The organism is Xanthomonas sp. DAR 35659 (assembly GCF_041242975.1).
GTDB lineage: Bacteria > Pseudomonadota > Gammaproteobacteria > Xanthomonadales > Xanthomonadaceae > Xanthomonas_A > Xanthomonas_A medicagonis.
Window position 1 is genome coordinate 511,340 of the sequence record NZ_CP162488.1, and the last position, 12,435, is coordinate 523,774.

Consider the following 12,435-nt stretch of genomic DNA (forward strand, 5'->3'; position numbering starts at 1 on the left):
CTCAGAACTCCGCGCCGAGATCGAGCTGCAGCAGGTCCACCGCGAACGGCGCGCCGGAGATCTCGTTGGCGCTGAGCCAGCGCAGGCCGACCCAGGTGTTGCGCGCCAGCGCGTAGTTGCCGCCGACGATGAAGCCGCGCGCATTGGTGCCGCCGAGATGGAAATCCGAATCGGTGAACCCGTCCGGCACCGCGTCCGATTCCAGGTACTTGTAGCCGACGCTGACGTTCCAGTCGCCCGGCTGCGTCGGCTTGGGCTGGCCGACGGTGAAGTTCAGGTAGTAGCCCATGTCGCCGCCGTCGAACACGCCCTGGTCGCCGAGGTTGTTGACCGGGCCGAGCGAGCGCACGCGCGCGACGTTGTAGCGGGTGTTCTTGACCACGTCGGCCTCGATCAGCATCGCCACCGGTGCGAACTGGTCGAGCTGCAGCTGCGCGCGCAGGTCGGCGACGCCGAACTTGCTGGCGTAGCCGTAGTACTGCAGTTGCGGGCCGTTGGGATTGGCCGGATCGGCGACGATGTCGCGCAGCGCGAACAAGGTGTTGCCGAACTGCTGGAATTGCGGCCGCGATCCATCGGTGTCGCAGCTGTCGGCGGAGGTCGGCGCCAGGCACGGCGAGGAGCGCTTGCCCTCGAACTGGTCGTACTGGAAGTAGCCCAGGCCCACGCGCAGGGTGGTGGCGTCGGCCATGCGCCAGCGCACGCCCAGCTGCGCGCCGTACATCCACTTGTCGCGGCTGCGGGTCTTGCTGGTGCTGGTGGAACCGAAGTCGAAGTCGGTGTTGTAGACCGGGAACAGGCCGGCGCTGGCCCACGGCGCGAGATCGGCGTCGGCGTCGCTGTCGGCCAGGTCGTAGCGCGCGGCCACGCCGTCGAAGTTGAGGTCGTTGTCGAACACCAGCTCGCTGCTCCAGAACGGATTGGCGAAGCGGCCGAAGGACAGGGTCAGCGCGTCGAGCGGGGTCAGCTGCAGCGCGGCGCGGTCCAGCCACAGCGAATACTTGGACAGGTTGCCGTTGCCGCCGAGGGTCTGGTTGGTGGACACCGGGCTGCGGTCGCTGCCGGTGGCCAGGCGCAGGTCCGCGCTGACCCAGTCGGCGATCTGCGCGCTCACCCCGAGCCGCGCCCGCACGCGCATGCGGCTGCGGTTGCGCGTGGTGTTGAGGAACGGCGCGTTGGTGGTGCCCACCGTGTCGAAGCCGGAGCCGGCGTTGATGGCGCCGAAGTTGGGGAAGGACGCATAGTTGCCGTCGTCGTTGAACACGCCTTCGCCGCGCACGCGCACATCGCCGTACACGCGCACGCGCTGGGTCCATTCGGGCAGCGCGCCGGGCGCGGCCCAGCCTTCGGCCTTGGCCTGCGCGGTGACTTCCGCGCGCAGTTCGTCCTTGATCTGCTGGCGCACCGGTTCGGGCACGTATTGCACCACCACCGCGCCGGGCTGGGTCGCGTACGGCGCCGCGGCCGCTGTCGGCGCGGCCTCCGCGGTGGCCGAGGCTTCGCGGATCAGGTCGTCGGCCTGGGCGCGGGTCATCACGCCCTTGGCGACCAGCAGGTCGATCAGCCGCAGCGTGACCTGCGGATTGAGCTGCGCCGGCGCGGCCGTGGTCGTGGTCGCGGCGGACTGGGCCATGGCCGCGGCCGGTGCCAGCAGCAGCGCCAGCAGCGCCAGGCGCAACCGGGACGGACGGTGGAGAGGAGACGGAATGGTCATGCGGGGGTCCTTGGTGCGAAACACGGCGTCAGCCCGGCGCCAGCGCGCCGATGCGCAACTGGATGGGCTGGGGAAGGGAGGCGGGCGGCGGTTGCGGCAGCGGCTGGTTCTGCAGCGCGCGCACGATCGCCGCGTCCAGGTCCGGCTTGCCGGCCGACTGCAGGATCTGCAGGCGGCCGATGCTGCCGTCCGGGTTCAGCCACAGCGCCACGGTGGCGCTGTAGCGGCCCTTGCGGGTGCGCTCGTCGCGCTGCAGCAACTGCTGCACCGCGCGCTGCACGCTGGCCGCGTAGCCGCCGAACGGACTGCCGCCGCCGCCCTTGCCGCCGATGCGGGTGCCGCCGCCCTCGCCGGCCTGCAGGCCGAAGGCGTTGTCGCCGGGGCCGGCCGGCGCGGTCAGCGGATCGCCCGGTGGCGTGGGCTCGGTGTCCGGTTTTGGCTGCGGCGTGGGCTCGGCGGCCTGCAGCGGCTGCGGCCGTTCCTGCGGCTTGGGCGGTTCCGGCGTGGGCTTGGGGGGCGGCGGAGGCGGGGGCGGCGGCAGCATCACCTGGGTGATGCGCGGCGGCTGCGCGCGCGTGGGCGGCGCCTGCTGCGGGCGCAGCAGGAGCGAGACCAGGAAGCCGAGCAGCAGCAGCGCCAACAGCGCGGCGCCGACTTTCAGCCAGCGCCGCGGCGGCTCGGTGTCGTGCAGCGGATCCATCGCGTTCACTCAGCCGGCCGCCGGGCGTTGCGTGGCCAGACCGATCGAGGCGATGCCGAGCCGGCTGCACAGGTCCAGCACCGCCATCACCTTCTCGTACTGCACGGTGCGGTCGCCGCGCAGCATCACCGGCAACTCGGCGTCGCTGGCCAGCGCGTTGCGCAACTGCTGTTCCAGCTCGCTCATGCTCACCGGCACCGCGTCCAGGCTGACCTGGCCGTTGTTGTCGATCGCGATGACCTTGGTCTTGGGTTCGGACAGCGGCTTGGCCGCGCTGGCCTTGGGCAATTCCACCTTGATGCCCTGCACCGCGGCGGTGGTCATGATGATGAAGATCACCAACAGCACGTACGCCAGGTCCAGCATCGGCGTGATGTTGATGTCGTCGTAGGGCTTTTTGCCTTGGACCTTCATCGGCTCAGCCCCCGACCGCGCGCGCCGGCGCGTCGCCGGCATAGTCTTCGGCGATGCGCTTTTCCAGTTCGTCGACGAACACCTGCATGTCCGCCGAGACCGCCTCGGCCTGGCTGAGCAGGTAGTTGTAGCCGAACAGCGCGGGGATCGCGACGGCCAGGCCGGCGACCGTGGCCAGCAGCGCGGCGGCGATGCCGGGCGCGATCGCGTTGATGTTGACGTCGCCGGCGGCGGCGACCGCGGCGAAGGTGATCATGACCCCGACCACGGTGCCGAGCAGGCCCAGGAACGGGCCGCCGGAAATGGCGATGGTCAGCAGCACCATGCCCTTGTGGATGCGCTGGCCTTCGCGCACTGCGGCCGCGTCCAGGGCCGAGCGGATCGCCGCGATCGACTGCGTGCGGACCACATTGGTGCCGCTGGCCTGCAGGCGCTCGCGCAGTTCCTGTTGCCCCACCTGCAGCAGCCGTGCCAGGTTGGAGCGCACTCCGGCCGTGCTGCCGAGCTGTTGCCACTGCGGCGCGTGCAGCGGATGCGCGGCCACCTGTTGCCGGTAGGCATCGAGGAAGCGCGCGTTGGCGCCGGCGGTGGCGTTGAGGTACAGGCCCTTGCGCACCATCACCCACCAGCTGATCAGCGCCATCACCGCCAGGATGCCGATCACCGCCCACGCATCCGGGGTCAGCGCGGCGATCAGGATGCCGAAGTAGTTGTGGCCGCCGTCGCCCGCGCGCTGCTCCACCGGGTCGAAGCGCAGCAGCCGCGCGTCCACGCCCTGGCTGCGCGCCGCCGCCTCGATCGCGCCGACCGCGCGCGCGGTCTTGGCGACTTCGACCTCGTCGAGCAGGCCGATGAAGTTCGGATGCGCTGCGCCGGGTTCGCCGCCGAGCAGCACGCCGCCGGTGCTGGGCGGCAGCGCCACCGCGGCGGTGCCGACCGGCTGGCCGTTGACGAACAGGGTCGCGCTCTTGCCATCGCTGCGCAGCGCCACGTGCGCCCAGGCATCGGCCGGCAGCGCGGCGGGCGCGGCGATCTGCGCGGCCGTGCCGAACTCGGCCAGCACGCGGCCGCCGTCCAGGCGCAGGGTCAGCGCGCCGGGTAGTGCCAACAGCACGCCGGATGCGTCGGCGCCTGCCGGCTTGGCCCACAGCGACAGCGTCGCCGGCTGCGCCGCCGGCCAGGTCAACGAGGCCGAGGCCGGTACCGCCACCGGCGCGCGCCCGTCCAGGCGCAGGCCGGCGCCGATCAACGCCGCGTCGGCCAGGTTCGCCGGGGAGGTGGCGTTGTTGGCGTAGGCGGTGCTGTCGCTGCCGGCGGCCTGCGCGCTGGCGAAGTGGTAGACCGCGACGGTGTCGGCGTCGTAGCTGCCCTTGGCGTCGCTGCCGCCGCTGGCCTCGGGATTGCCGAAATACACGTACAGCGGCGTGCTCGCGTTGGCCGGCAGATCGGGCAGGTCGACCCAGGCCAGCGCCACCTGGTCGACCAGGCCGTCGTACTTCTCGAAGTGGTACTTCAGCGGCGTGCGGTCGTCGCCGGCGACGAAGCGCACATCGCTGCCGTCGGCCTTGGCATCGGCGAAGTTGAAGTTGCCCGAATGCAGGCGCACCAGCACCTGCGTGCGGCCGGACGGCTGGCTCAGCGCGGCTCCGGTGGAGGTGGTGTCGAGGGTGAGCTTGGCCCGGTAGTTCCACTTGCCGTCCCACCAGGTCGCGGCCGATGCCGGCAGCGCGAGCAGCAACAGGCCCAGGAACAAGAAAGTACGCAATCTGATCACGATCCACCCCGATTGATGTTTGAACGACGCCGGCTTCAGAACTCGCTCCATAGCCGGAACAGCACGTTGATGTCCTTCTGTTTGCGCCCGCCGGGACTGGACAGCGGCGCGGCCACTTCCAGCGCGCCGTTGAGATGCGCGAACGCCTTGAACGCGGCGCCCACGCCGGTCGCGACCAGCGTTTCGCTCACCGTCTGCTCGGGCAGCGGATCGTGGATGCGCGTATAGCCGGCATCGAGGAACGCGTGCACGCGCGCCTCCTGCACCGTGCGTCCGGCCGCGGAGGCGAACGAGGGGCTGCGCAGTTCGAACTGGCCGGCGGCGCCGTAGTCGCCCAGGGCCTGGCTCTCGGGATAGCCGCGCACGCTGTCCATGCCGCCGATGCTGAATTGCTCGTTGCTGATCAGCGGTTCGGACGCCAACTGCGTCTGCAGCCGCGCGGACCACTGGTAGTCGCCGGCGAACGTGCGCATGCGCGAGGCGTCGGTGCGCAGGTGGAAGAAGTTGGAGCGCGCCTTGTAGCGCTTGATGTCGAAGTGCGCGCTGTCGTCGCCGACGCCACGCACGTTCAGCGTCGCGGTCGCTTCGAACGTGTCGATGCCGCGCGGCCGCATCCAGGTGGCGCTGTAGCTGGCGCTGAGCGGCAGGTAGCGGATCGGCGCGGAACTGCGGTCGCCGCCGAACAAGGTGTCCTCCTTGAAGTCCTTGTAGTCCGCGCCCACGCTCAGGGTGTGGAAGAAGCCTGCGTCGCCAGGCAGGGAGCGGATCAGGCGCAGCCCCAACAGGCTGCCGTTGCCGATCACGTTGAAGCCGCCGATCGCGGCGACCTCGCTGTCGCTGCGCACGCTGTAGCCGAGCAGCGACCACGGCGAGGCGCCGAAGCGCGCCAGGTACGACGCGGAGAACACCCGCGCATCGGACGGCCGCTGCGGCGCGGTCTGCGCCGAGAGCGTGATGCTGTGCCCGCGTTGCCAGAGATTCTCGTAGCGGACCGAACCGCCCAGCCGCAGTTCCGAGGTGTTGGCGCTGTTGCGGTTGTTGAGTTCCACGCTGCCGTGCAGCGGCAGCGTGTCCTCCACGTTCAAATCCACGTCCACCGTGTTCGGTTGCGCGCCGGCCTTGACGTCCGGCGTGACCCGGCGATCGGGCCACTGGTTCAGCGCGACGATGTCGCGTTGCACCGCGTTGAAGTCGGGCACGCCGCCTTCCTTCAAAGACGGCGCGCCGCGCTCGACCGCATCGGGAGAGAAATAGGTGGCGCCGTTGACGCGCAGCCGGCCGATGCGCTGTTCGCTCACCTGCAGGGTGACCAGGCCGTTGCCGGCATTCTGTTCGGGCACGCTCACCGCGACCGTGGCCAGGCCCCTGTCGGCGTACAGCGCCTGCAGTGCGGCGCGCGCCGCTTCCACATCGGCCTCGCTGCGCTGCGGGCCGAGAAACGGATACACCGCGCGCTCGATGTCCGCCGCGCTCAATGCGCTGTTGCCGACCACTTGGTAGGCCATCACGTCGAACCGCGCCGCCGGCGCGTCCGCGGCGCAAGCGCATGGCACGCCGCACACGGCCAGGCCGAGTGCCGCGAAGAGTCGCAACTCCATCTGAAAATGTCCCCTGACGTCGGCGCGCGGCGCGATGCCGCGAATGAAGGCCGCCGCAATGGGGGCAGGACGTTAGGGGCGATAAATGACTATTCGCGAACGCATTTGTGACCGTGCATGTCACGGTTTTGCCATGCGGCCGGAGAAAATGCCGGCACCTGAAACATAAATGCGCGATGTGCCGCGGCACCGGTCCCGAAATGCGTGGTGCGGCGCGTTGCGCGCCGGTGTCAGTCGGTCGTGAATGGCTCAGCGGTGGCGACGGAACCGACGCGCTCGCGCCCGCACTTGTCTACCGAATCGTCCGCGCCGCGCGCGCGGGACTACAGCAACCCGTCGCGCTTGACCGCGAGATAGCGTTGCACCAGCGCGCCCGGCAGTTCTATCGCGGCCATCCCAATCTGCTGCCGGCCGCGTTCGACGACGGCAGCGCGTTGCCGCCGGGTTTGGTCCGCAAGCCGCTGCATTCGCGCGAGGGCGACGTCCCCCCGGTTTTGAGTAGCATGGCGATTTGGAGTCCAATCCCCAACGAGACGGAGATTGGACGTGAAGAAGCGCTTTTCCGAAGAGCAGATCATCGGCTTCCTGCGTGAGGCCGAAGCCGGCGTGGCGGTGAAGGACCTGTGCCGGCGGCACGGGTTCAGCGAGGCCTCCTACTACTTGTGGCGCAGCAAGTTCGGCGGCATGAGCGTGCCGGAGGCCAAGCGGCTCAAGGAGCTGGAGGCGGAGAACACGCGGCTGAAGAAGCTGCTGGCCGAGCAGATGTTCGAGAACGACGTCATCAAGGACGCCCTGCGAAAAAAGTGGTGACCGCACCGGCGCGCAGGACGCTGGTGCGGCACCTGGTAGAACGCGGGCTCACTGAGCGCCGGGCGCTGGCCGTGGTGCGGATGAGCGCCAGCGCGCTGCGCTACGTCCCGCGTGCGGATCGCAACGTCGAGCTGCGCGAGCGGATCCTGGCGCTGGCGCAGCGGCACAAGCGCTACGGCGTCGGGATGATCTATCTGAAACTGCGGCAGGAGCAGTGGCCGGTGAACTACAAGCGGGTAGAACGGCTGTATCAGCAGGCCAGGTTGCAGGTGCGCCGGCGCAAGCGGAAGAAGGTGCTGCTGGGCGAGCGGCAGCCGTTGCTTCGGCCTGAAGCCGCCAACCAGGTCTGGTCGATGGACTTCGTGTTCGACCGCACCGCCGAGGGCCGGGTGCTCAAGGCCCTGACCATCGTCGACGATGCCACGCACGAGGCGGTGGCGATCGAGGTGGAGCGGGCCATCTCCGGCCACGGCGTGGCCCGGGTGCTGGATCGGCTGGCGCTGACACGGGGTCTACCGCAGGTGATCCGCACAGACAACGGCAAGGAGTTCTGCGGCAAGACGATGGTGACGTGGGCCCACGAGCGCGGTGTGCAGCTGCGCTTGATCCAGCCAGGCAAGCCGAACCAGAACGCCTACATCGAGAGCTTCAACGGCCGCCTGCGCGACGAATGCCTCAACGAACACTGGTTCCCGACGCTGCTGCACGCTCGTACCGAGATCGAGACCTGGCGACGGGAATATAACGAGGATCGACCGAAGAAGATCTTGGGCGGCCTGACCCCGGCCGCCTATGCCCGCCAGCTAGCGGCCAAAGCCGCTACGATGGAACCCGGACTCTAAAGAGCCCCGCTACTGAAAGCGGGGGGACGTCGCATGGTCGGCAGCTGGATCGTCGGCGATGCGGCGTGCGGCATCGGCATCCGCGAGGACGATGGTCCGATCACCCGCGACAGCGCGCGCTTCGTGCCGCACGCCATCGTCGAAGCGGGGCGGCCGGGCGTGCTGTATGCCTGAATGCCTGTCGCATCCGGAGCCCGCAGTGACGGTTCATTGCCCGAACGTTCCACTCCGGGCCTAGGTAGCCAGCAAGTGTCTCTGGACCGACGTTCGCGTTGCCCCAGGCATTTTGAACGGCCTCCGGAATGCTGATAGTCGTTGCCGTGCTCGAGCGGGTGCGCCTCCCAAGCGGAACGAAAGGAAGGACAGGCCTCAACGATGTAGAGCATGGCTCGATCATGTTCGATGCGGCGAACGCTTGAATTAAGGGCACCTCTAATAGCCCCCAAAAGCTACACATAAGCACTCGCAAGTGACGGATGTGCTTAGCGCGTAGCTTTCGAAATCGAGGTTACTAGAGGCGCCTACTAGTCGCCGCCCGCGCCGCCACTGTACCCATCAACGCCGCTGCAACCACAGATGCCGATGCCCGGGCCGTCAGGAACGCCACCGTCGGATGGCAAGTAGAGTGGGTCAACTGTGCCGGGTGATGCGGGATCAGGTGCCTGAGTAGAAGCAAACACTGCACAGACGACTGCGCCAATGATTGGAACGAGCCAGATAAGACCGAACTGCCACAGTCGTTGCGATGATGAGAAAACAGGGACACGTAGCACCACCACAGATGCAATGATGTTGACAATTGTAATAACTACGATTGCTAGCAGCATCAGTTGCATGGAAATATCCGAAACCGCCTAACGCCTGAATTAGTTCGACCCGCGAAGCGGGTTCGGCTTGTGCCATCACGCGTCACCGTTGAACACGACGCTTATGTACACCTTGTCGATGGGATCCCAGTACGCTTGGAAGTAGCAAGGATCCCCGTCAAAAACCACCACCATTTGTGCGGCGGCATACTGTGGAGGCGCGTCACAGAAAGCATTAACGAGAATGACTTGTCTGCCGTGGAGCTCCTGATCTTGGTACTGGAAGGTGTAGCTCCCCCAGTCTTGGAAGGATTTTGTGTGCTTGAGAAGCCTCGCGCGATACATAAGGCTCTATCTGCGATTTGGCCTCGGCTATAACTGGGTCACTCGGTCGCCATGATCCGCCGGGAACGGCCAGCCAGCTGCCGATTGCAATTGCTAAAGCTGCGAGATAATCCATATGGCACTTAAAGCCTGAATTAAGCCGCGCCGCGAAGCGGCGTCGGCTTGAATGAATTGTTAGGTTTCAACTACTCATCCTGCCACGTGAGAGCTGGTGTGCGTTCCTGCCGTGGCAGCCAATACTCCAGTGCATCAAACGTCTGCTCAACCGAGACGCCAGAGATGTGGAAACCCCTATGTTCCAGCGCCCGCAGATTGCAAGAGCTTGGGCTGGTGGCTTCTATGATGAAGTTCCCGTAGTCCACGTCAGTTCCAAGGCATGCGATAACTATTGTGATGCCCGGTTGAAGATTGCTCTTTGCAAAAGCAAGAGCTTCGTCGGCCCTCACGGTGCGGAATGGTTCGCGGACGTGGGTTCCGTCTGCTGCCTCGATCTCGATTTCAAGGTGGGCTCCAGGATGCATGCTGTTGAAACCTAACACCTGAGTTAAGCCGCGCCGCGAAGCGGCATCGGCTTGGACGAATTGTTAGGGGCGTGAGTCATAAATGCTATAGCCCTAAGTAGTGGAAAGCGTTGTGATACCCGCCAACGTGCAGCGTGCTGTGGCTTGGCGCTCCCAGCACAAGCTTTGATCCGTCAATAGTGCCGACCCAACGGCCGCGTTCGTCTAATGCATCCGACGTTAGCGTTTGACGCGCAACCTTGAATGGGATGACGTATGCATCGTTCTGGGTATGCGAGCCATTGATGATTAGGCAAAAGTCATCGCCATAGCGCTTGACGTAGTCGGTGACCTTGCCAGATGTGAAATCGAACCATCGGTTAGGCGCGGTAGCGTTGCGCAAGTAGTGGCGTCGGCGAAGCTTGGTCAGATGCTCATCTATGATTGCCACAGAAATCTCCCCACACCCCTAACGCTGGAAATAAGCCGCGTGCCGAAGGCACGTCGGCTTGATTGACTTGTTAGGCGGCGCCCGCCTGATGTGGCTCCTGCAGAAGTCGCTTTGCTTCTTCATGAATCCCCTGAAGGATAGTTGCAATAGAGTTGAATGATAGAGCGTGCTTTCCGATGCAGATGCTTTTCTGGTCATCCCCATAGCTCAAAACAACCATCTCGCCCCCTCCGAACTCGTTCTTGTTTATGGCGTCACCAACGTGCTCAAAAGAGTTCCTTATATCGATAAGCCACCCAGCGTGGGCATCAATCAGTCGGCGCCTGATTCTATCTTGAGCAGGAGCGCTCAGATCTGCGCGCAAGTGCTGAAGCAAGTCCAAGGCTCGGCGTGTTGCGTTTAGACAGTTCTCCATATGGTCAGTGAATCCGAACAGATAGATGATTCTGCCACCGATCATTTCCTCGTAGCTGCGTCGCGACTCCGCGATCTGATCGAGCACTGCCTGCCTGGCCAATGAGTACTCATAGACAGCCTTATCGACTAGTCGAATGAGATTTCTTCGGATCAAGGCGGCATTCTGACTGAGTGTACCGTTGCCAATGAAAGCAGCTAGAAGAATGAGTCTGGGTTGCAGCCGCTCCAACTCCGGGTAGAGCGATGGCATGTGACATTCGGTGGGGACCATCGTCATGTGTGCCGCCTAACTACTATTGGACCGCCTAAAAGCGGTGTTGCACCAAGTATCGACTAACGCCGGAGGTCTGGAAAGGGGCGAATTCCTAACCCGTAACAATGACCTGTCAGATGGTAGTCGCCGGTCTCGGGGTCGATGCTGGTTGTGTTATCCGACGTTTGAGCGGGCGTATGAGTTACGCCCGTGACGATGCAGGCTTAACGGCGCGCCTGTCCTCCAAGCTGCTGGATCAGGTACGTGGTCGGCTGTGGCTTCGACATTGCAGCCTGCGCACCGAGCAGGCGTAGGTGGGCCGCATGCGGCGTTTCATTCTGGCCAACGGCAAGCGGGATTCAATGCAGAGCGGCCGGAGACATCGCCATGGGCCGTGGCGTCGCGCTACAGCAACCCGTCGCGCTTGACCGCGAGATAGCGCTGCACCAGCGCGCCGGGCAGTTCCTCGGCGGTGACGTCGAGCACCATCACGCCGTGGCTGCGCAGCGCCTCGTGGGCGTCGCCGCGCTGCTGCAGGTAGCGGGCCACCGCGCCGGCCTGCACCGCTTGCTGCAGGTCGTCCACCTCCTGCGCCAGCACTTGGTCCAATTCGCGCTCGCGCAGGCTGGCCACGCAGACCAGGTGGCGGCGTTGCAGCATCCGCACCGCGGCCAGCAGGTCCTCGATGTCCTCGTCGCGCACGTTGCTGACCAGCATCACCAGCGAGCGCCGGCGCTGGCGCAGCGACAGTTCGGTCGCCGCGGCCAGGTAGTCGGTGGCCACCGCCTGCGGCTGCAGGTCGTAGCTGGCGCGCAGCAGCGTATCGACGGTGCCCATGCCGCGCTGCGGCGCCACCCAGCGCGCGTCGCCGCCGCTGGCCATCAGCCCGACCGCGTCGCCCTGGCGCAGCGCCAGGTACGACACCACCAGCGCGGCGTTGAGCACGTGGTCGAAATGCGACAGGCCGCTCTCGCTGGCCATCATCCGCCGCCCGGTGTCGATCAGCATCAGCAGTTGCTGGTTCTTCTCGTCCTGGTACTCGCGCGAAATCAGCTTGCGCGCGCGCGAAGTGGCCTTCCAGTCGATCTGGCGCAGGCTGTCGCCGACCCGGTACTCGCGCATCTGGTGGAAATCGGTGCCTTCGCCGCGGCGCCGCTTCAGGTGCGCGCCGACCAGCCGCGAGGCCTGTTCGGCGCTGAACAGCGCGAAGCGGGTCAGCGGCGCGAAGTTCGGATACACGCGCACGGTCTGCACCGGGCCGGCCACGCGCCGCTGCCGCCACAGGCGCCAGGCCGAGTGCAGGCGCAGGTGGGTGCCGGCGAATTCGAAACGGCCGCGCGCGGTCGGGCGCAGCCGGTAGCTGAGGTGGGTCTCGGTGGCGGCGGGCAACAGCACCCGCCGCGGCAGGCCGTGCAGTTCCCAGCCGCTGGGCACCAGATCGAACACGTCCACGGTCTGCCGCTGCGCGCTGTCGATGCGCAGCCCGACCTCGCGTTCGATGCCCAGCGGCAGCGCCTCGGGCAGTTCGCGGCGCAGCTGCGGCGTGGGCCGCCGCCACAGCCGCCATGCGTCCACCGCGGCGGCCACGCCGATCGCCCCGCCCAGCGCCTGCCACGACCACAGCGGCAGCGCCTCCAGCGCCGTGGCCAGGCCGTACAGCGCCCACAGGCCGAGCAGGGCCAGCAGTGGCGGGGCGGGTCTCATTGCTGGAGGGCCGGGATTGGGGAATGGGGAATGGGGAATCGCAACAGCGGGGCGCGTGCGTCTGAAGGCGTAATGGGAGCGATCTGGAGACGAGCAGGAAGCGCTTG

Annotated in this window: 12 protein-coding genes and 2 pseudogenes; 5 read left to right on the forward strand and 9 right to left on the reverse strand. The window is 66.5% G+C overall.

Annotation, left to right across the window (positions count from 1 at the left end; genetic code table 11):
- Nucleotide 1: 1 nt before the first annotated feature.
- From AB3X07_RS02255 to AB3X07_RS02275, 5 genes are read right to left on the reverse strand one after another with little or no spacing between them, the layout of a single operon-like run.
- Complete coding sequence (locus AB3X07_RS02255) at nucleotides 2–1,714, reverse strand: putative porin (protein ID WP_369942378.1); 1,713 nt, start codon at nucleotides 1,712–1,714, stop codon at nucleotides 2–4.
- A 28-nt stretch (nucleotides 1,715–1,742) separates the two neighbouring features.
- The gene (locus AB3X07_RS02260; RefSeq protein WP_369942380.1) at nucleotides 1,743–2,414 is read right to left on the reverse strand and encodes a TonB family protein; all 672 of its coding nucleotides are present in this window, start codon (nucleotides 2,412–2,414) and stop codon (nucleotides 1,743–1,745) included.
- A 9-nt stretch (nucleotides 2,415–2,423) separates the two neighbouring features.
- Nucleotides 2,424–2,828, reverse strand: a complete 405-nt coding sequence (locus tag AB3X07_RS02265) for an ExbD/TolR family protein (RefSeq protein WP_185814983.1) — start codon at nucleotides 2,826–2,828, stop codon at nucleotides 2,424–2,426.
- A 4-nt stretch (nucleotides 2,829–2,832) separates the two neighbouring features.
- Nucleotides 2,833–4,593 carry a DUF2341 domain-containing protein gene (locus tag AB3X07_RS02270; protein ID WP_369942382.1) on the reverse strand — a complete coding sequence of 587 codons (1,761 nt, stop codon included), beginning with the start codon at nucleotides 4,591–4,593 and terminating at the stop codon, nucleotides 2,833–2,835.
- 44 nt (nucleotides 4,594–4,637) lie between these two features.
- The gene (locus AB3X07_RS02275) at nucleotides 4,638–6,200 is read right to left on the reverse strand and encodes a ShlB/FhaC/HecB family hemolysin secretion/activation protein (RefSeq protein WP_369942384.1); all 1,563 of its coding nucleotides are present in this window, start codon (nucleotides 6,198–6,200) and stop codon (nucleotides 4,638–4,640) included.
- A gap of 107 nt (nucleotides 6,201–6,307) precedes the next feature.
- On the opposite strand from AB3X07_RS02275, the gene AB3X07_RS02280 reads away from it, so the two are divergent.
- The 3 genes and pseudogenes from AB3X07_RS02280 to AB3X07_RS02290 form a co-directional block, all read left to right on the forward strand.
- Nucleotides 6,308–6,793 carry a hypothetical protein gene (locus tag AB3X07_RS02280; RefSeq protein ID WP_369944865.1) on the forward strand — a complete coding sequence of 162 codons (486 nt, stop codon included), beginning with the start codon at nucleotides 6,308–6,310 and terminating at the stop codon, nucleotides 6,791–6,793.
- Nucleotides 6,747–7,852 (forward strand): IS3 family transposase gene (locus AB3X07_RS02285; protein WP_369942386.1). Its coding sequence is split into 2 segments (ribosomal slippage): nucleotides 6,747–7,005 and nucleotides 7,005–7,852, totalling 1,107 coding nucleotides; the frame shifts between segments, so codons are not numbered across the junction. Before AB3X07_RS02280 ends, AB3X07_RS02285 begins: the two co-directional genes overlap by 47 nt.
- Before the next feature lie 21 nt (nucleotides 7,853–7,873).
- A pseudogene (locus AB3X07_RS02290) lies at nucleotides 7,874–8,026 on the forward strand (glutathionylspermidine synthase family protein); the annotation flags it as partial.
- Between the two features lie 350 nt (nucleotides 8,027–8,376).
- Here AB3X07_RS02290 and AB3X07_RS02295 read toward each other — a convergent pair.
- A complete protein-coding gene (locus AB3X07_RS02295) occupies nucleotides 8,377–8,688 on the reverse strand; it encodes a hypothetical protein (protein ID WP_369942388.1) in 312 nt (103 codons plus the stop codon).
- 608 nt (nucleotides 8,689–9,296) lie between these two features.
- On the opposite strand from AB3X07_RS02295, the gene AB3X07_RS02300 reads away from it, so the two are divergent.
- Nucleotides 9,297–9,539, forward strand: coding sequence for a hypothetical protein (locus AB3X07_RS02300; RefSeq protein ID WP_369942390.1), 243 nt, complete (start codon nucleotides 9,297–9,299; stop codon nucleotides 9,537–9,539).
- A 70-nt stretch (nucleotides 9,540–9,609) separates the two neighbouring features.
- Here the strand turns inward: AB3X07_RS02300 and AB3X07_RS02305 are convergent, their stop codons facing one another.
- Both AB3X07_RS02305 and AB3X07_RS02310 read right to left on the reverse strand, forming a co-directional pair.
- Entirely contained in the window at nucleotides 9,610–9,954 is a 345-nt protein-coding gene (locus AB3X07_RS02305; protein ID WP_369942391.1) for a hypothetical protein, read from the reverse strand.
- A gap of 70 nt (nucleotides 9,955–10,024) precedes the next feature.
- Nucleotides 10,025–10,648 carry a hypothetical protein gene (locus AB3X07_RS02310; protein ID WP_369942393.1) on the reverse strand — a complete coding sequence of 208 codons (624 nt, stop codon included), beginning with the start codon at nucleotides 10,646–10,648 and terminating at the stop codon, nucleotides 10,025–10,027.
- Between the two features lie 173 nt (nucleotides 10,649–10,821).
- Here AB3X07_RS02310 and AB3X07_RS02315 point away from each other — a divergent pair.
- A pseudogene (locus AB3X07_RS02315) lies at nucleotides 10,822–11,001 on the forward strand (recombinase XerD); the annotation flags it as partial.
- 28 nt (nucleotides 11,002–11,029) lie between these two features.
- Here AB3X07_RS02315 and AB3X07_RS02320 read toward each other — a convergent pair.
- Nucleotides 11,030–12,328: a DUF58 domain-containing protein gene (locus AB3X07_RS02320; RefSeq protein WP_369942395.1), complete on the reverse strand. Its 1,299-nt coding sequence runs from the start codon at nucleotides 12,326–12,328 to the stop codon at nucleotides 11,030–11,032.
- Between the last annotated feature and the right edge of the window lie 107 nt (nucleotides 12,329–12,435).

Coding starts and splice junctions, on each gene's coding strand:
- AB3X07_RS02255 (WP_369942378.1), bottom strand. CDS start 1,714: ATGACCATTCCGTCTCCTCTCCACCGTCCGTCCCGGTTGCGCCTGGCG.
- AB3X07_RS02260 (WP_369942380.1), bottom strand. CDS start 2,414: ATGGATCCGCTGCACGACACCGAGCCGCCGCGGCGCTGGCTGAAAGTC.
- AB3X07_RS02265 (WP_185814983.1), bottom strand. CDS start 2,828: ATGAAGGTCCAAGGCAAAAAGCCCTACGACGACATCAACATCACGCCG.
- AB3X07_RS02275 (WP_369942384.1), bottom strand. CDS start 6,200: ATGGAGTTGCGACTCTTCGCGGCACTCGGCCTGGCCGTGTGCGGCGTG.
- AB3X07_RS02295 (WP_369942388.1), bottom strand. CDS start 8,688: ATGCAACTGATGCTGCTAGCAATCGTAGTTATTACAATTGTCAACATC.
- AB3X07_RS02300 (WP_369942390.1), top strand. CDS start 9,297: ATGTTCCAGCGCCCGCAGATTGCAAGAGCTTGGGCTGGTGGCTTCTAT.
- AB3X07_RS02310 (WP_369942393.1), bottom strand. CDS start 10,648: ATGACGATGGTCCCCACCGAATGTCACATGCCATCGCTCTACCCGGAG.
- AB3X07_RS02320 (WP_369942395.1), bottom strand. CDS start 12,328: ATGAGACCCGCCCCGCCACTGCTGGCCCTGCTCGGCCTGTGGGCGCTG.